Source organism: Cellulomonas fulva (genome assembly GCF_018531375.1).
GTDB lineage: Bacteria > Actinomycetota > Actinomycetes > Actinomycetales > Cellulomonadaceae > Cellulomonas > Cellulomonas fulva.
In genome coordinates this window covers 1-20,927 of the sequence record NZ_JAHBOH010000002.1, presented here as the reverse complement: position 1 = coordinate 20,927, position 20,927 = coordinate 1, and the positions used below count along the sequence as shown (strand labels likewise).

12 protein-coding genes and 1 rRNA gene are annotated in these 20,927 nt (G+C 72.1%); 6 read left to right on the top strand and 7 right to left on the bottom strand.

What is annotated here, in order from left to right:
• Positions 1-21: 21 nt before the first annotated feature.
• Positions 22-1,263 (bottom strand): ROK family transcriptional regulator, encoded by a 1,242-nt coding sequence (locus KIN34_RS13710; RefSeq protein WP_214352224.1) that lies wholly within the window; start codon positions 1,261-1,263, stop codon positions 22-24.
• A gap of 260 nt (positions 1,264-1,523) precedes the next feature.
• Between KIN34_RS13710 and KIN34_RS13705 the strand changes: the two genes are divergently transcribed.
• From KIN34_RS13705 to glgB, 6 genes are all read left to right on the top strand, one after another.
• Positions 1,524-2,861, top strand: a complete 1,338-nt coding sequence (locus KIN34_RS13705) for an ABC transporter substrate-binding protein (protein ID WP_214352222.1) — start codon at positions 1,524-1,526, stop codon at positions 2,859-2,861.
• Between the two features lie 8 nt (positions 2,862-2,869).
• Complete coding sequence (locus KIN34_RS13700) at positions 2,870-3,838, top strand: carbohydrate ABC transporter permease (RefSeq protein ID WP_214352220.1); 969 nt, start codon at positions 2,870-2,872, stop codon at positions 3,836-3,838.
• Complete coding sequence (locus KIN34_RS13695; RefSeq protein ID WP_214352218.1) at positions 3,835-4,656, top strand: carbohydrate ABC transporter permease; 822 nt, start codon at positions 3,835-3,837, stop codon at positions 4,654-4,656. The genes KIN34_RS13700 and KIN34_RS13695 overlap by 4 nt, the downstream gene beginning before the upstream one ends.
• A 92-nt stretch (positions 4,657-4,748) precedes the next feature.
• Complete coding sequence (locus tag KIN34_RS13690) at positions 4,749-7,274, top strand: glycosyl hydrolase 2 galactose-binding domain-containing protein (protein WP_214352216.1); 2,526 nt, start codon at positions 4,749-4,751, stop codon at positions 7,272-7,274.
• 126 nt (positions 7,275-7,400) lie between these two features.
• Positions 7,401-8,243, top strand: coding sequence for a LacI family DNA-binding transcriptional regulator (locus tag KIN34_RS13685; RefSeq protein WP_214352214.1), 843 nt, complete (start codon positions 7,401-7,403; stop codon positions 8,241-8,243).
• A gap of 69 nt (positions 8,244-8,312) precedes the next feature.
• On the top strand, positions 8,313-10,499 hold the full coding sequence (gene glgB, locus KIN34_RS13680) for a 1,4-alpha-glucan branching protein GlgB (RefSeq protein WP_214352212.1): 2,187 nt from the start codon (positions 8,313-8,315) through the stop codon (positions 10,497-10,499).
• 71 nt (positions 10,500-10,570) lie between these two features.
• On the opposite strand, the gene KIN34_RS17190 is transcribed toward glgB, so the two are convergent.
• From KIN34_RS17190 to rrf, 6 genes are all read right to left on the bottom strand, one after another.
• Positions 10,571-13,624, bottom strand: a complete 3,054-nt coding sequence (locus KIN34_RS17190; RefSeq protein ID WP_214352210.1) for a glycosyl hydrolase 53 family protein — start codon at positions 13,622-13,624, stop codon at positions 10,571-10,573.
• Between the two features lie 206 nt (positions 13,625-13,830).
• Complete coding sequence (locus KIN34_RS13670) at positions 13,831-14,736, bottom strand: sugar ABC transporter permease (protein ID WP_214352209.1); 906 nt, start codon at positions 14,734-14,736, stop codon at positions 13,831-13,833.
• Positions 14,736-16,376 carry an ABC transporter permease subunit gene (locus KIN34_RS13665; RefSeq protein ID WP_214352207.1) on the bottom strand — a complete coding sequence of 547 codons (1,641 nt, stop codon included), beginning with the start codon at positions 16,374-16,376 and terminating at the stop codon, positions 14,736-14,738. Before KIN34_RS13665 ends, KIN34_RS13670 begins: the two co-directional genes overlap by 1 nt.
• Before the next feature lie 100 nt (positions 16,377-16,476).
• Complete coding sequence (locus KIN34_RS13660) at positions 16,477-17,742, bottom strand: sugar ABC transporter substrate-binding protein (protein ID WP_214352205.1); 1,266 nt, start codon at positions 17,740-17,742, stop codon at positions 16,477-16,479.
• Between the two features lie 105 nt (positions 17,743-17,847).
• Complete coding sequence (locus KIN34_RS13655; RefSeq protein WP_214352203.1) at positions 17,848-19,893, bottom strand: beta-galactosidase; 2,046 nt, start codon at positions 19,891-19,893, stop codon at positions 17,848-17,850.
• A 955-nt stretch (positions 19,894-20,848) separates the two neighbouring features.
• Positions 20,849-20,927: ribosomal RNA gene (gene rrf, locus KIN34_RS17525) — 5S ribosomal RNA — on the bottom strand; the annotation flags it as partial.

The following is a 20,927-nucleotide window of genomic DNA, read 5'->3' as shown; positions in this document are numbered from 1 at the left end:
GGACCCGCACGCGACTGCCGGTCACGCGGTCGCCGGCGTCGCCTCGATCGTGTCCAGGACCATCCGCATGCCCGCCCGGCGCGGCGCGAGCTCGGCCTGGAGCACCAGGGCGGCCGCGCCCACGGCGGCGGCCTCGGGCGCGTTGGAGGAGATGCCGACGCGGACGGCGTGGCTCCCGCGCGCGAAGAACGAGCGCGCGAGCCGCTCCTCGAGCACCGGGAGGTAGAGCGAGCCCGCGAGCGCGAACGACGGTCCGGTGAGCACCACGTGCGCGACGTCGAGCACGTTCGCCAGGGTCTGGGCCGCCACCGCGACGTACCGCGCGGACCGCTCGAGGAGCGCGAGCGGCGTCTCCTCGCCGCGCGACGCGGCGCGCGCGAGCTGCGCGAAGTCCTCGGAGACGCTGCGGCCGGCGAGCTCGACGCCGACGGCGCGGGACTGCGCGACGACCGCGGCGGGACCGGCGAGGGCCTCGACGCAGCCCGCGCTCCCGCACCAGCAGTCCGGCCCGTCGATGTCGACGCAGATGTGGCCCACCTCGCCGGCGTTGGAGCTCGAGCCGCGGTACACGGTGCCGTCGACGATGATGCCCGCGCCGATCCCGGTCCCCATGTAGAGCGCCGCGAACGCGGTCCCCGTGGGCACGCCGCCGGACCAGTACTCGCCGATCGCGGCCGCGGTCGCGTCGTTGTCCAGCAGCACGGGCAGCCCGACGGCGTCCTCGAGCGCCTCCGCCAGCGGGAACTCGGTCCACGCCTGCATGACGGGCGGCGTGAGCGTCATGCCCGTGGACGCCGCGATCGGCCCCGGCGAGACCACGCCGAGGCCCAGGATCCGGTCCGGCTCGACGCCGATCCGGGCCACGGTCGCCCGGATCTCGGCAGCGATGCGCTCGACCACGACGCGCGGGTCGTCGGACCCCGCACCCGGACGCCGCCAGCGCGCGACGATCGCGCCGCCCAGGTTGGCGATCACGTAGGTGATGCCCGCGTGGTCCAGGTGCACGCCGACCGCGAACCGCGCGTAGGGGTCCAGCTCCAGCAGCATGCGGGGCTTGCCGCCGGTCGACTCGGCCCGGCCGGCCTCGACGACGAGCCCGTCGTCGATCAGCTTGCGCACGACGGTCGAGACCGTGGCGCCCGTGAGCCCGGAGACGCGCGTGAGCTCGACGCGCGAGATGGTCCCCGCCGCGCGGATCAGGTCGAGGATCGCCGACCGGCTGCTCGCGTGAGCCGCACCGAGCCCCGGCTGGGAGCTGTTCACCGGACCTCCTGTCCGTGGCTGCACGACGGTGTGCGCCCACGATAGCCACCGCGGGATCGACCCCGACGGGACGTGCCGACGGCGGCGCGCCCCGGGTAACGATCCGGGAACGGACACGGTGGGAGGACCCACGCGTGTTGACTTACTTTGTTCACCGGCCTAAGAATGCCACACGGAGCGGGGTCGAACCCCGATCGGCAAGGAAGCCCCTCCACCCACGGCCGGCACGCGGAGGTGCCGGGACGACGAGAGGATCACCGATGTTCCCTCAGCAGCGACGCCGCCGGCTCATGGCCCTGGCCGCGGCCGGCACCATCCTCGCCCTGACCGCCGCGTGCTCGGGCGGGTCGGACGACCCGGCCGACACCTCCTCGGAGGGCGGCTCGGACACCCCCAGCGGCTCGATCAGCGTCCTGACCTGGCGCACCGACCTCGTCGAGGACGGCACCTTCGACAAGTACGTCGAGGAGTTCAAGGCCAAGTACCCCGACGTGACCGAGGTCAAGGTCGAGGGCGTGACGGACTACGAGGGCACCGTCAAGACCCGCATGAACACCGACGACTACGGCGACGTCCTCGCCATCCCCGGCTCGGTGACGCCCGACCAGCTCGGCGACTTCTTCGAGCCGCTCGGCGACCAGGCCGAGATGGCGAAGGAGTACCGCTGGATCAACGACAAGTCCTTCGAGGGCAAGTCCTACGGCATCCCCGTCGTCGGCAACGTCCAGGGCATCCTCTACAACAAGCGGGTCTGGGAGGAGGCCGGCGTCACCGAGTTCCCGACGACGCCGCAGGAGTTCCTCGACGACCTGCAGAAGATCAAGGACGCCGGCGTCGCCAAGGTGGCCCCGCTGTACACCAACTACAAGGACTCGTGGGCGCTCTCGCAGTGGGAGGGCTGGCGCGGCGCGGTCACCGCGAACCCGGACTACGTCAACGACATGACGCAGACGGACACGCCGTGGACCGACACGTCGGACTCGGGCGTCATCGACGGGACCATCTACGACGTGGTGGCGAACGGCCTGACCGAGGCCGACCCGACGACGACCGACTGGGAGGGCTCCAAGCGCCTCATCGGCATCGGCGACATCGCGACCATGGTGCTCGGCTCCTGGGCCATCCCGCAGATGCAGGCGGCGGCCGAGGCCGCCGGCGCGGACCCGGCGGACATCGCGTACATGCCGACCCCGGCGCAGGTCGACGGCAAGTTCCACACGGTGGCCGGCGGTGACTACAACCTCGGCATCAACGTCCACTCGAAGAACAAGGTCACGGCGCGCGCCTGGATCGACTGGTTCAACCACGACTCCGGCTACTCGGAGTCGCAGGTCGGGCTCTCGCCGCTGGTCGACGGCCCGGTGCCGGACGCGCTCTCGGGCTTCATGGAGAACGTCGAGCTCATCACGATGAACCCCGCCCCCGAGGGCCAGGAGTCGCTGTTCGCGGACATCGACACCGCGTCCGGCATCGTCACGACGGACCCGAAGTACCGCGTCCAGATCATCGACGACGCACGCTCGGGCAACCGGACCAAGCAGGAGATCTTCGACGACCTCAACTCCAAGTGGGCCGAGGGCCGCGCGGACGTCGGCTGAGGTCCACGATGACGACCGCTCCCTCCGGGCTCACCGGCCCCGCGGCCGCGGCCGAGCGTGACGCCGTCGCTCCGACGACCCCCCGGGGTCGTCGGGGCGGCGGCCCCGCCGGCCGGGCCCGCAAGCTCACCCCGTACCTGTTCCTGCTGATCCCGGTCGGGCTGCTCCTGCTGCTCACGTACGTCCCCGTCGTGAACATGTTCTGGTACTCCTTCACCGACTGGGACGGGCTCGACAAGACCAAGAACCTGGTCGGGTTCGACAACTACGTCGAGGTCTTCACGGACCCGGACAACGTCCGCGTCTTCCTGGTCTCGCTGTACTACGTCGTCGGCTCGTTCGTGCAGATGGCGCTCGCGCTCTACTTCGCGACGCTGCTGTCCTTCAAGGTCCGGTTCAAGAACATGTGGAAGGGCATCCTGTTCTTCCCGTACCTGATCAACGGCGTGGCGATCGGCCTGATCTTCCTCAACTTCCTCAAGCCGGGCGGCGGCCTGGACACGGTGCTCATGAAGGCCGGGCTCGACGGCCTGATCCACCAGTGGACGGGCGACCCCGACATCGCGAACTACACGCTCGCCTCGGTGTCGGTCTGGCGCTACACCGGCCTCACGTTCGTGATGTTCCTGGGCGCGATCCAGTCCATCAACTCCGACATCTACGAGGCGGCCGCACTCGACGGCGCGACGCGCTGGCACGAGTTCTGGCACATCATCCTGCCGTCGATCCGGCCCATCGTCGGGCTCGCCTTCATCCTCGGCATCTCGGGGTCGCTGTCGGTCTTCGAGATCCCGTTCGTGATGACCGGGGGGTCCAACGGCACCGAGACGTTCGTCATCCGCACCATCTGGATGGCCTTCCAACGCAACACGGTCGGCCTGGCGTCGGCGATGGCCGTCGTCCTGCTGCTCTTCGTCCTGATCGTGACCTGGATGCAGCGCAAGATCGTCCCCGAGGAGGAGGTCGACCTCACATGACCAAGCTGCTCACCGGCACCGCGAAGTACGTCTCGCTCGTCGTCGCCGCCGTCGTCACCCTCCTGCCGCTCGGCCTGATCCTGTTCGGCTCGCTCAAGACCAGCCAGGAGTTCCTGGCGACGGGGCCGCTGGACCCGCCCGAGAACTGGTTCAACTTCGACAACTACGTGACGGCGTTCAACCAGGGCATGGGGATGGCGTTCGTCAACACCATCCTCGTCTTCGTCGCCGCGATCGTGGGCACGATCTTCATCGGCGCGGCCACCGCCTACGCGCTCGACCGGTTCCGGTTCCTGGGCCGCGGCGCGGTGCTCAAGCTGTTCCTGCTCGCGACGCTGGTGCCGGGCGTGACCACCCAGGTCGCGACGTTCCAGATCATCAACGGGCTCGGTCTCTACGGCTCGCGCTGGGCGCTGATCCTGCTCTTCATGGGCACGGACATCGTCTCGATCTACATCTTCGTGCAGTTCATGCGCAGCATCCCGCGCTCGCTCGACGAGGCCGCGATGATCGAGGGCGCCGGGCCGGTCCGGATCTTCCTGCAGATCATCCTGCCCAACCTCAAGCCCGCCATCGCGACGGTCGTGATCATCAAGGGCATCGGCATCTACAACGAGTTCTTCCTGCCGTTCCTGTACATCAACGACCCGGACAAGCTCCCGATCTCCACCGCGCTGTTCAAGTTCATGGGCCCGTGGGGCTCGCAGTGGGAGCTGATCTGCGCGGGCGTCGTCATCACGATCATCCCGATCCTGCTGCTCTTCCTGTTCCTGCAGCGCTACATCTACAACGGCTTCACGTCGGGCGCGACGAAGTAAGGCGACGCGTCGACGCCGCCGTCGACCCGTCGCCGGCGCACCCCGCGCGCCGCTGCCCGAGCTGCCGTACCGCCCCGCGACCTGGAGCACCCATGACTGCGTACCACCTGACCGACGGCTGGACCCTGTCCGCGACCGCCGGCACCCCCGCGGACCTCTCCCCCGAGCTCGCCGCCGCGCTCCGCGACGGCCTGCCCGCCGAGGTCCCCGGGACCAGCCACACCGCGCTCCTCGCGGCCGGCCTGATCCCGGACCCGTACCTCGACCGCAACGAGGAGGTCCTGGCCTGGATGCGGCACGTCGACTGGCGCTACGAGCGTCCGCTCGACCTGCCCGTCCCGGCGGGCGACGAGCGGGTCGACCTGGCGTTCGACGGCATCGACACGGTCGCGACGATCGGCTGGACGGCGCCCGACGGCGCGCGCACCGAGCTCGGCCGGACCGCGAACCAGCACCGGTCCTACCGTTTCGACGTCCGGGAGCTCACGGGCGCGGGCACCCTGCGCGTCGACCTCGCGTCGGCGCTGCACCACGCGGAGGCCGAGGAGCGCCGGCTCGGGCACCGCCCGCTCGCCTACCCGCAGCCGTTCAACATGGTCCGCAAGATGGCGTGCTCGTTCGGCTGGGACTGGGGGCCGGACCTGCAGACCGCGGGCCTGTGGAAGGACGTGCGCATCGAGCGCTGGCGCGTGGCCCGCCTCGCGCAGGTCCGCCCGGTCGTCACGGTGGACGCCGACGGCACCGGTCACGCGGAGCTGCACGTGACCGTGGAGCGCTCGGGCCTGCCCGGCGGCGACGCCCCCCTCGCGCTCCGCGCCGAGGTCGGCGGCCACGTCGCGACGGGCACGGTCGCGCCCGGGCACACCGAGGGCGTCCTGCGCGTCGACGTGCCGCAGGCACCCGTGTGGTGGCCGGTCGGGCACGGCGCGCAGCCGCTCGTCGACGCCGTCGTCGGTCTCGCCGGCCCGGACGGGGCCGTGCTCGGCACCTGGCGTCGCCGGCTCGGCTTCCGCACCGTCGAGGTCGACCGGAGCCGCGACGAGCACGGTACCCGGTTCACCTTCGTCGTGAACGGCCGCGAGGTGTTCGTCCGGGGCGCCAACTGGATCCCCGACGACCACCTGCTCACCCGGATCACGCGCGAGCGCCTGGCCCGCCGGATCGACCAGGCGCTCGGCGCGAACCTCAACCTGCTGCGGGTCTGGGGTGGTGGGATCTACGAGTCCGACGACTTCTACGAGCTGTGCGACGAGCGCGGCGTGCTCGTCTGGCAGGACTTCCTGCTCGCGTGCGCGGCGTACCCGGAGGAGTCTCCGGTCCTCGAGGAGATGGAGGCCGAGGCCCGCGAGAACGTGGTGCGTCTGGCGTCGCACCCCAGCCTGGTGCTGTGGAACGGCGGCAACGAGAACGTGTGGGGGCACGAGGACTGGGGCTGGAAGGAGGAGCTGGGCGACCTGACCTGGGGGCTGCGCTACGCCGCCGAGATCTTCCCGGCCGTCGTCGCCGAGCTCGACCCGACCCGGCCGTACGCGGACAACAGCCCGTACTCCCCCGGCTTCGCCCCCGACGAGGTCCACCCCTGCGACCCCGACCACGGCACGCACCACCAGTGGGAGGTCTGGAACCGCGTCGACTACGCGCACTACCGCGACGACGTGCCGCGGTTCTGCTCGGAGTTCGGCTTCCAGGGTCCGCCGACGTGGGCGACGCTCACGCGCGCCGTGCGCACGGACCTCCAGGTCGTGACCCACAAGGAGGACCCGACCTTCCTGCTGCACCAGAAGGCGGAGGACGGCAACGGCAAGCTCGACCGCGGCCTCGCACCGCACCTCGGGGTCCCCGAGGACTTCGTCGACTGGCACTGGGCCACGCAGCTCAACCAGGCGCGCGCGGTCGCGTTCGCCGTGGAGCACCACCGGTCCTGGTGGCCCCGCACCGCGGGGTCGATCGTCTGGCAGCTCAACGACTGCTGGCCGGTCACGTCCTGGGCCGCGGTCGACGGCGACGAGCGCGTCAAGCCGCTGTGGTGGGCGCTGCGGCACGCGCACGCCCCGCGGCTGCTGACGGTGCAGCCGCGTGACGGCGGGCTCGCGCTCGTCGTCGTGAACGACACGGCGGAGCCGTGGCACGGGACGGCGACGCTGCGACGCGAGACCTTCGCGGGCGACGAGCTCGCCCGGGGCACGCTCGACGTCGCCGTGGCACCGCGGTCCGTCGGCACGCTCCCGCTGCCGGCCGCGCTCGCGTCGCCGCACGACGCGTCCCGCGAGGTGCTCGTCGTGACGCTCGACGACGAGCGGACCGTGCACGCGTGGGCGCCGGACGTCGAGCTCCGTCTCGACCCGAGCCCGCTCGACGCGACCGTGGAGCCCGAGCCCGACGGCTACGCCGTGCGAGTCACGGCCCGGGCGCTCGCGCGGGACGTCACGCTGCTCGTCGACCGGCTCGACCCGGACGCGACGGTCGACGACGCCCTCGTCGACCTGCCCGCGGGCGCGTCCGTCACGTTCCACGTCCGCACGACGAGCGCGCTCGACACCGCCGCGCTCGTCGCGCCGCCCGTGCTGCGGACCGCGAACGACGTCGTCGTCCCGGCCGCCGCTCCCTCGCGGGCCTGAGGCACCGTGGTGGGCCGACGGCTCGGCGCCGTCGGCCCCCGCGGCCTCGGCGGTGCCGGGGACGCCGGCGGCGGTGCGTCTGCCGCCGGTGCCGCGCGACCCCGCGGCGGGGCTACGCTCGGGCCCGTGACGCACCCGGACGCCGTCGGTCTCGTGCTGGCGCGACCCGTGCGCCTGCTGGGGATCGAGCCGTTCTTCGCCGAGCTCATCTCCGGGATCGAGGAGCGGCTGTCGGGCGAAGGCCGGTCGCTGCTGCTGCACGTCGTGCCGGACCACGCCGCGGAGATCGCGGCCTACCGGCGGTGGAGCACGGGCGGGGTCGACGCGGTCGTCGTCGTCAACGTCGCGCTCGAGGACTCGCGCCTCGACGTGCTCGCCGAGCTGGGGATGCCCGCGGTGGTCGTCGGCGGCCCGACGCCCGACCTGCCGTTCGCGAACGTGTGGATGGACAACGCGCGGGCCATGCGGGACGCGGTGGCCCACCTGACCGCGCTCGGTCACCGGCACCTCGCGCGCGTCTCCGGGCCCGCGGCGCTGGCGCACACCCAGGCGCGCACGGACGCGTTCCTCACCGAGTGCGCCAAGAGCGGGGCGCAGGGCGTGGTCGTCGAGGGCGACTACCTCGAGGAGTCCGGCACGCGGGCCACCCGCTCGCTGCTCGGCCGCGGCTCCGCGCCCTCGGCGATCATCTACGACAACGACGTCATGGCGGTCGCCGGGCTGCAGGTCGCGGCCGAGATGGGCGTCGCGGTGCCAGACCGCCTGTCCCTGCTCGCGTGGGACGACTCGGCGCTGTGCCGGCTGTCCCATCCCGCCCTGTCCGCGATGAGCCTCGACGTGCACGCGATGGGCGTCCAGGTCGCCGACTGCGTGCTCAACGTGCTGGCCGACGGTGCCGTGCGCTCCTACACCGCGCCGCTCCCGCGCCTCGTCGCGCGCGGCACCACCGGCCCGGCGCCCTCCGCCTGAGCCCCGTCCCAGCAGGTCACCGCACCCCGAACCCCTGCACCGGACCCCGTGGGGTGGTTGGCTAGGCGTATGAGCCCGGCCGCCCCCACCCCGGTCCCCGTCGACTCCGGCACCCTGAGCGCCGTCGCGCACGGGGCGTGGTTCGACCCGCACGGCATCCTCGGCCCGCACCCCGGCGTCGGGGGTGTCACGGTCCGCACGCTGCGCCCGCTGGCCGACGCGGTCGTCGTGGTCACGCCTGACACGCGCGTCCCGGCGCGGCACGAGCAGGACGGCATCTGGGTGGCCGTGCTGCCCGGTGACGACGTGCCGGACTACCGGATCGAGGTCACGTACGGCACGACGACGACGACCGCCGACGACCCGTACCGCTTCCTGCCCACCGTCCAGGAGCTCGACCGCCACCTCATCCGCGAGGGGCGGCACGAGGAGCTGTGGACCGTCCTGGGCGCGCACGTGCGCACGTACCCGGGGGTGCTCGGCGAGGTCCAGGGCACCTCGTTCGCGGTGTGGGCGCCCAACGCGCGCTCGGTGCGCGTGATCGGCGACTTCAACTACTGGCAGGGCGCGACGCACGCGATGCGGTCGCTCGGCGACAGCGGCGTCTGGGAGCTGTTCGTCCCCGGCGTCACCGCGGGCGCGCGGTACAAGTTCGAGATCCTCACGCCGGACGGGTCGTGGCGGCAGAAGGCCGACCCGATGGCGCAGGGCACGGAGGTACCGCCCGCCACGGCGTCCGTGGTGGTCGAGTCCGCGTACGCGTGGGACGACGACGAGTGGATGACCCGTCGCTCGCAGCGCGACCCCCACACCGGGCCGGTCTCGGTCTACGAGGTGCACCTCGGCTCGTGGCGCGCGGGCCTGTCCTACCGCGACCTGGCGCACCAGCTCACCGAGTACGTGCTCGACCTGGGGTTCACGCACGTCGAGTTCCTGCCCGTCGCGGAGCACCCGTACGCGCCGTCCTGGGGCTACCAGGTCACGGGGTACTACGCGCCGTCCTCGCGGTTCGGCCACCCCGACGACCTGCGGTACCTGATCGACACGCTGCACCGCGCCGGCATCGGCGTGATCGTCGACTGGGTGCCTGGGCACTTCCCCAAGGACGAGTGGGCGCTCGCGCAGTTCGACGGCACGGCGCTCTACGAGCACCCCGACCCGCTGCTGGGCGAGCAGCCCGACTGGGGCACGTACATCTTCAACTTCGGCCGCAACGAGGTCCGCAACTTCCTGGTCGCGAACGCGGTCTACTGGCTCACCGAGTTCCACGTCGACGCCCTGCGCGTGGACGCGGTCGCCTCGATGCTCTACCTGGACTACTCGCGCCAGCCGGGCCAGTGGCGGCCCAACAAGCACGGCGGCCGCGAGAACCTGGACGCGATCGCGTTCCTCCAGGAGACCAACGCGACGGCGTACCGGCGCGCACCCGGCACGATGATGATCGCCGAGGAGTCGACCGCGTGGCCGGGCGTCACCGCCCCCACCGACCACAACGGCCTGGGCTTCGGGCTGAAGTGGAACATGGGCTGGATGAACGACACCCTGCGCTACCTGGCGGAGGAGCCGGTCAACCGCAGCTGGCACCACGGGGAGATCACGTTCTCGATGGTCTACGCGTACTCCGAGCGGTACGTGCTGCCGATCTCGCACGACGAGGTGGTGCACGGCAAGGGCTCGCTGTACGGCCGGATGCCCGGGGACCACTGGCAGAAGACCGCCGGCGTGCGCGCCCTGCTCGCCTACCAGTGGACCCACCCGGGCAAGCAGCTGCTGTTCATGGGCCAGGAACTCGCGCAGCCCGACGAGTGGGACGAGTCGCGCTCGCTGTCCTGGTGGGCGCTCGAGGACCCGCTGCGCGCGGGCGTGCAGCGGATGCTGCGCGACCTCAACGCGCTCTACCGCGCCACGCCCGCCCTGTGGGAGCTCGACCACTCGCCCGAGGGCTTCGAGTGGATCGACTCGAACGACGCCGCGCACAACGTGCTCGCGTTCGTCCGCAAGGGCGTCGGCACCCCGCCGGTGGTCGTGGTCGTCAACTTCGCGGGGATCCCGCACGAGAGCTACCGGCTCGCGCTGCCCGACGGCGGCCGCTGGACCGAGTCGTTCAACACCGACGCCCTCGAGTACGGCGGCTCGGGCGTCGGCAACCTGGGCTCGGTCGAGGCCCGGCCCGACCCGCACCACGGCCGCCCCTACTCGGCGCTGGTGCGGGTCCCCCCGCTCGGGGCGGTGGTCCTCACCCCGGCGCAGGACTGACGCCCGCACGACGCGAGGGGCGGCGACCACCGGGTCGCCGCCCCTCTCGTCGTCCCGTCGACACGGTCCCGTCAGCCCACCCGCAGCCTCAGCGGCCCCGCCGTGCCGGCCCGGACGCTCGCGTCGCTGCCGTAGCGCACCGTCAGGGTGTAGGCGCCCCGCGGCAGCCGCGGCAGCGTCACCGTCACCCGGCCGCGCGCGGCGGGCGTGAGCGCGACGACGGTGCTCCTCGACCCGTAGCCCACCCGCACGAAGCCGGTCGGGGCGGGCACGCCCGCCGCGGCGACGACGACCCGGACCTGCGCGCGCTGCGCCGTCGTCACGCTCGACCGCACGAGCGAGGCGGTCACCGTCGGCGCCACCTTGACCACCACCAGCCGGCCGGCCGACGCCGTGGCGCCGGCGACCGCCGCGTCTCCGGAGTACGCGACCTTCACGGCCCGGGTGCCCGCGGTCAGGCGCGGCAGCACCACCGTCTTGCGCCCCGCGTCGGCCCTGGACAGCGTGACCGTCCGCGTCGTCGTCCCGGCCGTCACGGTCAGCGTGCCGGTGGGCGCGGCGATCCCCGCCGCGGTGACGACGACGTCGACGCGGGCCTGCTCGCCCGCGGTGATCGTCGCGTCCCGCAGCGTGGCCCTCAGCGAGGCCGTCGCCCGGGCGACGGTGAGCGCCGCACCGTCCGCCGCGCCGGGCACCACCTTCGCGTCGCCCTCGTACGCGGCGCTGAGCGGGTAGGTGCCGGCCGCGAGGCGGGGCAGCGTGAATGTCGCCGTCCCGTCGTCGGCCGCCCGCAGGAGCGACGTGGCGGTCCGCGTGCCGTAGGTCAGCGTGACCGTGCCGGTCGGGCGCTCGGTCGTCCCGGCCGTCACGTGCACGGTCACCTCGGCCTGCTCACCGGTCGTCACCGTCGGGTCCGCGGCCGTGACCGTCACCGTCGGGTGGGCGGCGGCGTCGACGACGAGCGCGTCGATCGCGGCCTCGACCAGGTCGGCCGCCGCGTCGACGTCGTCCTGCGTCGCGAGCGCGCCCGCGAGCACGACGCGCCCGGACTCGACCGCGCGGTCGAGCCCCGCCACCGTCGCCGGGGTGTAGCGGGCGCGCTGCACTCCGCCCGCCGCCGCGACGGCGGCCCGCAGGTCCGCGGTGTCGGTCGTCGTCACCTCGCGGTACGGCTCGAGGACCACGTCGTCCACCCAGTACCAGCCACCGCCGGCGACGGAGCCGCCGACGGCGACGGTCGCGACGCCGTCCTCGCCGACCTCGACCTCGGCGACCGGGTGCTGCCAGACGGTCCAGCCCTGGAGCTCGAACGGCGCGGAGAACGTGCCCTCGGAGGTCGTCGCGGACACCGTCAGGTCGCTCGTTGCGGCGTCGCCGCCGTGCGCCCACGCGGACAGCGAGTAGGTGCCCGGCTCGAGGCCGGTGACCTGCTGCGTCACGACGTTCGTGTAGTCGGCCGCCGCCCAGAAGTTCAGCGCCTTGCCACCCGAGTGCGCGTCACCGGAGGACTCCTTCACGTTGGCCGTGGTCCAGTCGAGGGTCCACCCGCTCCCCCAGCTCTCGAAGCTCCCGTCCGTGACCGCGTTCGCCGCCCCGACCGTCACGACGGCCGTCGCAGTGGCCGTCCCCGTGACAGTCCCAGCGCCCGTCGTGTGCGCGTCGTCGGCCACCGTGCCCGTGATCGCGTACGTGCCCGCACCGCGGATCCAGTCGACCGAGTCGTTCCACGCGACCGCGGCCTGCGCCGTGGAGCCGTCGTTGTACGTCACCTCGACGGTGCCGGGCAGGACCACGTCGTCGCCCTCGTCGACCGCGAGCGCGACCGGCGTGACGCGGTAGACGGCGAGCGGCGCGGTCGAGCCGGTCGTCACGTACCGGAACACGTCCAGCGACGCGAGCGGCTCGCCCTCCACGTCGAAGAGCGCCTGGTTGTCCCACGACGAGCCGCCGTACCAGGTCGCCGCGTCGTCCTCGTACTCACCGGCGTGGCTCGACGCCCAGCCGGAGCCGTGCTCCTCCCAGAGCGTCGTGTTCTGCTCGAGCTGCGTCGGCGGTCCGACGGGCAACCACGCCGGCTCCCAGTAGAAGACGCCGATGCCCGCGTCCCCCGGGACGTCCGCCACGGCCTGGACGACGTCGCGCACCGCGTTCGCCTGGCCCTGCACGCTGATCGGGTACGCGAGGTCCGCGTCGTTCTGGCCGGCGCGCACCGTGTTGTCGTGGCCGTCCCCGTCCTCGAGCGTGTACGCCCAGGACGTCTCCGCGACCATGACCTTCTTGCCGTAGGTCGTCGCGACGTCGCCCAGCACGGACGTCAGGTTGCCCAGCGTCCCGTGCCAGAACGGGTAGTACGACGAGGCGAACACGTCGTAGTCGACGCCGCGCGCGTCCAGCTCGGCGGCGTAGCCGGCGTAGCGGCCCGCGGTCTCGGGGTTGGTGAAGTGCAGCGCGACGAGCGCGTCGGGCAGCACGGAGCGCACCGCGGCGCTGCCGGCGGAGAAGACCTGGGCCATCCCGTCCCACCCGGTCACGCCCGCGACGCCGTTGTTGGTCTCGTTGCCGACCTGGACCATCGTCACGTCGACGCCCGCGTCCTCGAAGTCCTGCAGGCTCGCCTCGGTGTACTCCCGGACCGCGTCGGCCTTCTCCGTGACCGTCAGCCCGCTCCACGCCTTCGGTGCGGTCTGCTTGCCGGGGTCGGCCCAGAAGTCGGAGTAGTGGAAGTCGACCAGCACGCCGAGGCCGGCCGCGGTCGCCCGCTCACCGATCTCGACCGCGCGCTCGACGTCGACGGTCCCACCGCCGTAGCCGTGACCCGCGGCGTCGTACGGGTAGTTCCACACGCGGACGCGCACGTCCGTCACGCCCGAGTCCGCGAGGACCTCGAACAGGTCGGCGGGCGCCCCGGAGCGGTCGCGGAACACGACGCCGCTCTCCTCGAGCGACAGCACGGACGAGACGTCCACGCCGCGGATGAAGTCGGCGGGCAGCCCGCCGACCTTCTGGACGACGATCCCGGCGTCGACCGGGCCGTCGTCGGCCGCGACCCCGGGGGGCGCGACGATCAGCAGCGACCCGGCGGCCACGCAGGCGGCGGTCCGGAGTCGGCGGAGGGGTGCAGACACGAAGGGGGTCCTCTCGGCTCGAGCATCATCGGTCGAATCGCGCGACGCGGGGCGTCGCCACCGCCGCGGCCCGGACCGGGTGCGCTCCCGGGCGAGGCGGCTCCGGGCGAGGCGTACCCGGGCGGCTGTTCCCACCGGTCGCGGTGCGGCCGGTGCCGTGCGGTCAGGGGCAGCGGGCCGGGCGTCGGGGACGCCCGGCCCGGTGGTCAGCCCTTGACGGAGCCAGCGGTCAGACCGCTGACGATGTACTTCTGCAGGAACAGGAAGAGGGCGAGGATCGGCAGCGCCGCGATCACCGCACCCGCGGCGAACAGTCCCCAGTTCGCCTGGAGCTGGTCCGAGACCCAGCCGTACATGCCGACCGCCAGGGTCCAGTTGTCCTCCGACGTCAGGATCACGCGCGCGAGGATGAACTCACCGAACGTCGAGATGAAGGACAGCAGCCCGACGACGGCGAGGATCGGCGTCACGAGCCGCAGGATGATCGTCCAGTAGATCTGCGCGTGGGTCGCCCCGTCGATCTTCGCGGCCTCGTCGAGCTCGCGCGGCACGCTGTTGAAGAACCCGTACATGAGGAACGTGTTCGTCCCCAGCGCACCGCCCAGGTACACGCAGACCAGCGCGGTCTTGCTGTTGAGCCCGAGCGCCGGGACCACCTCGCCGAGGGACAGCAGCAGCAGGAAGATCGCCACGAAGGCGAGCATCTGCGGGAACATCTGGATGATCAGCAGGCCGGTGAGCCCGCCTCGTCGTCCCGCGAACCGGTACCGCGAGAACGCGTACGCCGCCGCGGCGCCCATGAGCACCGAGCCGAACGCCGTGATCAGCCCGATCACGATGCTGTTGCCCGCCCAGGTCCAGAACTTCGTGCTGTCGAGCGCCTCGTAGTTGGCGGTGCTGACGCTGCGGAACAGCTCGGTGGAGCCGGTCAGGGTGCCCGACGTCGCGAGGGACGCGGACAGCACGTACACCAGCGGGAACGCGGCGTACACGATCACGACGAGCGCGAGCACGTACTTCCAGCTCACCTCGAGGAACCAGCGGCGTCGCCGGCCCCGGGCGCGGACGGCGGCGTTGCTCGCCATCACCGGGCTCTGGTGGGTCGTGACCATCAGCTGACCTCCTCGAGCTGGCGGGTGCGCCGGAACATCAGCGCGGAGATCACGCCGATGATGACGAAGATGACGATCGACAGCGCCGCCGCGAGGCCGTAGTCCGCCCGCCCGCCCGCGACTCCGGAGATCTGGTAGACCATCGAGATCAGGATGTCCGTGTGCCCGAGGGTCGCGGACGTGTCGGTGAACCGCGGACCGCCGCCCGTGAGCATGTAGATCAGCGTGAAGTTGTTGAAGTTGAACGCGAACGACGCGATGAGCAGCGGAGCGGTCGACACCAGCAGGAGCGGCATCGTGATCGAACGGAACTTCCGCCACACGCCAGCACCGTCGATGCGCGCCGCCTCCTGCACGTCGTCGGGCAGCGACTGCAGCGCACCGGTGCACACCAGGAACCAGTACGGGTAGCTGAGCCAGAGGTTCACCAGGATCAACGAGACCTTGGCGAGCGTCGGGTCGTCGAGCCACTCGATGCGCGCGCCGAAGAAGAACAGCTTGTTGACGATCCCGTAGTCCGGGTTCGCGCTGAGCATGCCCTTCCACAGCAGCGCGGACAGGAACGCCGGGAAGGCGTACGGGAGGATGAACAGCGTCCGCAGCACCTTGCGGCCGCGCACCCGCGGGTCGTTGTAGACCAGTGCGAGCAGCAGCCCGACGAAGAAGCTGACGAACACGCTGAAGAACGCGAACACGAACGTCCACACGGTGATCCGCAGCAGCGGGCCGGAGTAGGTGTCGTCGGTGAACGCCTTGGTGAAGTTCTCGAACCCGACGAACACGCGCCACCCGACCGGCAGCGCGGTCCCGTCGTCGGCGACGAACTGGCCCTCGTCGGTCGCGTGGTAGACCACGCCGGTGTCGGTGTTCGTGAGCGTGCCGGCGGACCCGTCGTACTCGAGGACCGAGCGGTACACCGAGCCGATCGTCGCGTCGCCGGTCCGGATCGAGCCGTCCGCCGCGTCGTCGGAGATCGGCACCCGCAGCGCCAGCACCTCGTCGGCGAGGGCGGGGTCGCTCAGCACGTCGTTCTTGGGGACGACCTCCCAGCCCGGCACCCCGGTGACGCGCCCGTCGGTGATCGTCGCGTCGCCCGCCTCGCTCAGCGGGTCGTCGGCGGTCCCGACCATCGCGGTCCCGTCCTCGACGATCGCGAAGCCGAGCTCACCGTCCTGCTCGACGATCGTCAAGGGGTAGGTCGCCGAGTCGGGGACCTTCTTCTCGTTCTGGCTCAGCAGCGCGTCGACCGCCTGCTGCTGGGAGCCGTTGTGGCCCGTGCCGTAGTTGGTGAGCGCGACGTACCCCGTGTAGCCGATCGTGAACAGCTGGAACACGACCAGGAAGGCGAGACCTGGCAGCAGGTACTTCAGCGGGACCGGGCGCTTGCTGAAGTACACCCAGTCGGCGACGACGAGCAGCGCCAGCAGGACCCCGAAGATGACCCACGAGCCGTTCAGGTAGGCGGACCACAGCGCCAGCACCCCGAGCGCGTTGACGAGGGCCATGATCGCGAGCTTCGCGAGGAAGCCCGCCCCGTGCCCGGACCAGCCCCGGGCGTGCGACTCCCGGACGCGCTGCCGCGTCGGGGGCGGCGCGCCGTCGCCCGTGGCGACGGCGGTGGTGGACTGCTCGGTGGACATGTCTCCTCCGGAGGCGTTCATGCGAGAGGGGGGAGGACGCGGGGAGGGAAGGGCCGGCGGCGAGGGCTACGCCTCAGACCTCGCCGCCGACCCGGCTCCATCAGCCGAGCTTCGCGTCGAGATCGGCCAGCATCTTGGTCCAGGCGTCCTTCGCGCTGGACGAGCCGGAGATGATCGACGCCTCGGCGGCGTTCCAGTACTCCCACACGTCGCCCATCTCGGGGATCGACGGCATCGGCGCACCGTTCTTCGACGCGGCCAGGAAGCCGGCCACGATCGGGTCGGCCGCGACCTCGTCGGCGACCGACGTCATCGCCGGGAGCCGCGGGTCGGCGTCGTAGAGCGCCTTGATGACGTCCGGGGTGGCGACGTAGTTGACCAGGAAGTCGTTCGCGACGAGCTTGTTCTGGCTCTGCGAGGACAGGTAGAAGCCCTGGACGCCGACGAACGGCGCCGCGGTCTCGCCACCGGCGGACGGGATCGGGTCGACGGCGACGTCGATGCCCGCGTCCTTGTAGGTCTGGATCGCCCACGGACCGGCGATCGTGTACGGCGCGTTGCCCTTGCCGAACTCCTCGTTCGCGACGTCGTAGGTCCAGTCGGTCGAGAAGTTCCCCTCGCCCTTCATGCCGTTCTCGGCGAGGAAGTCGGCGAACGCGAAGCCCTCGTCGCCGCCCATGCCGATGTCGGTCGTGTACGAGCCGTCGTCGTTCTGGACGAAGACCGGCGCACCGAACGACGTCTGCAGGCCGTAGTAGGTGTAGGCGTCACCCGTCGTGCCGTTGGTGTTGATGACGAACGGGTACTTGGTGCCGGCCTCCTTGCCCATCGCGATCATGTCGTCCCACGTGTCCGGCGTGGAGTCGACGAGCGCGGTGTTGCGGACCACGGCGACGGTCTCGAGGGCGTACGGCAGGCCGTACATCTGGCCGTCGTAGGTGAACGCCTGCGTCGCGACCGTCTCGAACTCGTCGACCTTCTCGCCGAGGTCGAGGGGCTCGACGACGCCGTCCGCGATGAGCGCGCCGAGCCAGTCGTGCGCGCCGATCGTGATGTCCGGGCCCTTCCCGGTGGGGACCTGTGCCAGGAAGTCGGCGCGGATGTCCTCGAAGTTCTTCTGGACGAGCTCGACGGTCACGTCGGGGTTCGTCTCGTTGTAGATGTCGACCGCGGCCTGCACGGCCGGCTTGCGGTTCTCGTCCACCCAGATCGTCAGCGATCCGGTGGCACCACCCGCAGCCTCGGTGGTCTCGGCGGTCGTGGGCTCCTGGGACGCCGGGGGCGTCTCGGAGCCGCCGTCACCGCACGCCGCGAGCAGCGTGACGGCTGCCGCGACGGCGGCGGCGCGGAACAGGGTCGTGCGCATGGGGGTCCTTCCGGTAGGCGTCCCAGCGTGCGACCCAGGAGATCGCGACGCTGCGACGGTGGTGGTACCGAACTGCTGCGGGCGCCGGGCAGGGCGCCCGGGGCTCTACGGTCGGCCATCACCTCCGGGGCGCCGGGGCGCCGTGCGGAGCACGACGACCGAACCGGAGGGCAGGTCGAGCGTGCCGGCCACCGCGGTGGCGCCGAGCAGCTCCTGACCGTCGCCGAGGGCGAGCTTGACGTCCTCGGACGTGTGGTTGATCGCGACGACGAAGTCGGCGTCCTCGCCGTGCCGGGTGACGACCTCGACGCCCTGCGGCAGGCCCGTCGGCGCCAGCCCCGCGTCCGCGTACACCTGCTCGAGCACGGGCTCGAGGGCGTCCACGTCCAACCGGGTCGAGACGTACCAGGCCGTGCCCGCGCCGTACGCGTGCCGCGTGATCGCAGCGCCGCCCGCCGCAGGACCGTCGAGGTGCGTACCGACCACCTCGGCGCCGTCGACCACCAGGTCGTCCTGCCACACGTCGGCGACCAGGGTGCGCGCCGCGACGCCCGCCGGGGCCCAGGCCACCCGCGTGGTCTCGCCCGCGCGCAGCGGGAGGAACTCCTCGACGGCCACGCCGAGCACCTCGCGCAGCGGGGCCAGGAACCCTCCCGCGTGCACCGCGTCGTGCTCGTCGACGATCGCGGAGAAGAACGAGACGAGCAGCGTGCCGCCCTGCTCGACGAAGCGCGTCAGGTTGGCCGCGTCCCGCTCCCGCAGGAGGTACGACGCCGGCGCGACGACGAGCCGGTACGCCGACAGGTCCTGCGACGGCTCGACGAAGTCGACCGTCCTGCCGTCGCGCCACAGCCGCTCGTAGTAGGCGCGCACCCGCTCCCGGTGCTGCACGTCGACCGACGGGCGCCACTCCAGGTCCTGCGCCCAGAACGACTCGGTGTCCCACAGCACCGCGACGTCGGCCTCGACGCGCGAGCCCCGCACCGGCGCGAGCCGCTCGAGCGCGGCACCGAGCGCCACGACCTCACGCCACACCCGCGAGCCGGTTCCGGCGTGCGGCACCATCGCCGAGTGGAACTTCTCCGCCCCGGAGCGCGAGGCCCGCCACTGGAAGAACAGGATGCCGTCCGCGCCCCGGGCGAGGTGGGACAGCGAGTTGCGCGCCATCTCCCCCGCCCGCTTGGCCACGTTCCGCGGCTGCCAGTTCACCGCGGACGTCGAGTGCTCCATGAGGATCCAGGGCCTGCCGCCCGCCACCGAGCGTGTCAGGTCCGCTGCGAGGGCCAGACCGACGTGGCCCCGCTCGTCGGCCGCCGTGAGGTAGTGGTCGTTCGAGACCACGTCGACCTCGCGCGCCCAGGCGAACAGGTCGGTCGTCGGGCACTCGTTCGCCATGAAGTTCGTCGTGACCGGCTGCGTCGCGTGCGCACGGATCGCGTCCCGCTCCGCCAGGAAGCACGCCCGCAGCTGGTGGTCGGTGAACCGCGCGAAGTCGAGCCGCTGCGCGGGGTTCGCCACGCTAGGCGTCGCGCTCGGCAGACCGACGTGCTCCCACTCGACGTACCGCTGGCCCCAGAACGCCGTGCCCCACGCCGCGTTCAGCGCGTCGAGCGACCCGTACCGCGTGCGCAGCCACTCCCGGAACGCCGTCCCGGCAGCCGCGGAGAAGTCCTCGCCCACCGGCGCGCCGTACTCGTTGTGCACGTGCCACATGACGACAGCCGGGTGCGACCCGTACCGCTCGGCGAGCTTCCCGGCCACGCGCGTCGCGGCCCGCCGGTACTCCGGCGAGCTCGGCGAGGCCATGCCGCGCGACCCGAAGCCCTGCACCGTGCCGTCCTTGGCCACCACGCGCGCCTGGGGGTAGGCGGCGAAGAACCACGCCGGAGGCGAGGCCGTGGGCGTGCCGAGGTCGACCGCGATGCCGTTGCGGTGCAGGAGGTCCAGCAGGCCGTCGAGCCAGGCGAAGTCGAACTCGCCCTCGCGCACCTCGAGCATCGCCCACGAGAAGATCCCGACGCTCACCAGGTTGACGCCGGCCTCGCGCATGAGCGCGACGTCCTCGTCCCACACCTCACGCGGCCACTGCTCGGGGTTGTAGTCGCCGCCGAAGCAGATCGCGCTGCCGGTGGGCCAGCTCGAGAGGGACATGACACTCCGTCGGGTCACGACCGGCACCTGTGCACGGTCACTGCCTGTGAACGTGCACATACTAAGCACGGCGCGGCCCCGCGCGGGAAGAGAGCGTCCCGAGTTGTTACCGACCTGTGATCGTGCACAGCCGCCAACACCGAGATCGGACAACTCGCCCGATTGCGCGAGCCACGTCCAGCCGCCGCCCGACGCCGCCGGTGGGTACGCACAGAGCACGCCCGCCGGCCGCCCTCACCCAAGCACGAGCCGACAGCACGCCCACGCCCCGCCAGCACGACCCGACAGCACGCCCACACCCCGCCAGCACGACCCGACAGCACGCCCACACCCCGCCAGCACGACCCGACAGCACGCCCACACCCCGCCAGCACGACCCGACAGCACGCCCACACCCCGCCAACACGACCCGACAGCACGCCCACACCCCGCCAGCACGAGCCCACGGGGGGGAACGCTGGTGAGCTCGCGCGGCACGCCTCTCATGCCTCCGGCACGTGTCGGTGGCGCATGTCGATGGCACGCGTCGCCCCCACCGCTGCCCCAGCGCGACGCATCGGACCGCGCCGTGCGACCGGGGCTGACACCCGCCGCGCCCTCATGCCGACGCGGTCCCGCTCACTCCACCCATTGCGGTCCGTGCGAACGGCCAACACCGCGCACCCACGCCCCAGGTGGCGGTCACCTCGTCGTGGCGGTCGCCGCTGACCGACAGCCCGGGCAGCTCGGCGCCCGAGCTTCGCCCAGATCGCGGCGCGGTGGCGAGAAGGTCCACGCCCGTCACCGACGTGGCGCTGCGGCCGGTGCCCGGCGCATGCCGCGACGTGTCCTTGCCCGACGCGGCGATCATCGCCCGGCCCCGCGCGGATCCACACGGACGGGCTCGGCACTCCCCGCCATCTCGCAGGGGAAACAGAAGAAGCCACCCCGTGTGGGGTGGCTTCTTCTGAATGGTGTCCGGCGGCGTCCTACTCTCCCACACCCTGGCGAGTGCAGTACCATCGGCGCTGAAGGGCTTAGCTTCCGGGTTCGGA

What these genes read in the sequence shown, in the direction of transcription:
- KIN34_RS13705 (WP_214352222.1), top strand. Translation starts at nt 1,524, where the DNA reads ATGTTCCCTCAGCAGCGACGCCGCCGGCTCATGGCCCTGGCCGCGGCC.
- KIN34_RS13700 (WP_214352220.1), top strand. Translation starts at nt 2,870, where the DNA reads ATGACGACCGCTCCCTCCGGGCTCACCGGCCCCGCGGCCGCGGCCGAG.
- KIN34_RS13695 (WP_214352218.1), top strand. Translation starts at nt 3,835, where the DNA reads ATGACCAAGCTGCTCACCGGCACCGCGAAGTACGTCTCGCTCGTCGTC.
- KIN34_RS13690 (WP_214352216.1), top strand. Translation starts at nt 4,749, where the DNA reads ATGACTGCGTACCACCTGACCGACGGCTGGACCCTGTCCGCGACCGCC.
- glgB (WP_214352212.1), top strand. Translation starts at nt 8,313, where the DNA reads ATGAGCCCGGCCGCCCCCACCCCGGTCCCCGTCGACTCCGGCACCCTG.
- KIN34_RS13670 (WP_214352209.1), bottom strand. Translation starts at nt 14,736, where the DNA reads ATGGTCACGACCCACCAGAGCCCGGTGATGGCGAGCAACGCCGCCGTC.
- KIN34_RS13665 (WP_214352207.1), bottom strand. Translation starts at nt 16,376, where the DNA reads ATGTCCACCGAGCAGTCCACCACCGCCGTCGCCACGGGCGACGGCGCG.
- KIN34_RS13660 (WP_214352205.1), bottom strand. Translation starts at nt 17,742, where the DNA reads ATGCGCACGACCCTGTTCCGCGCCGCCGCCGTCGCGGCAGCCGTCACG.
- KIN34_RS13655 (WP_214352203.1), bottom strand. Translation starts at nt 19,893, where the DNA reads ATGTCCCTCTCGAGCTGGCCCACCGGCAGCGCGATCTGCTTCGGCGGC.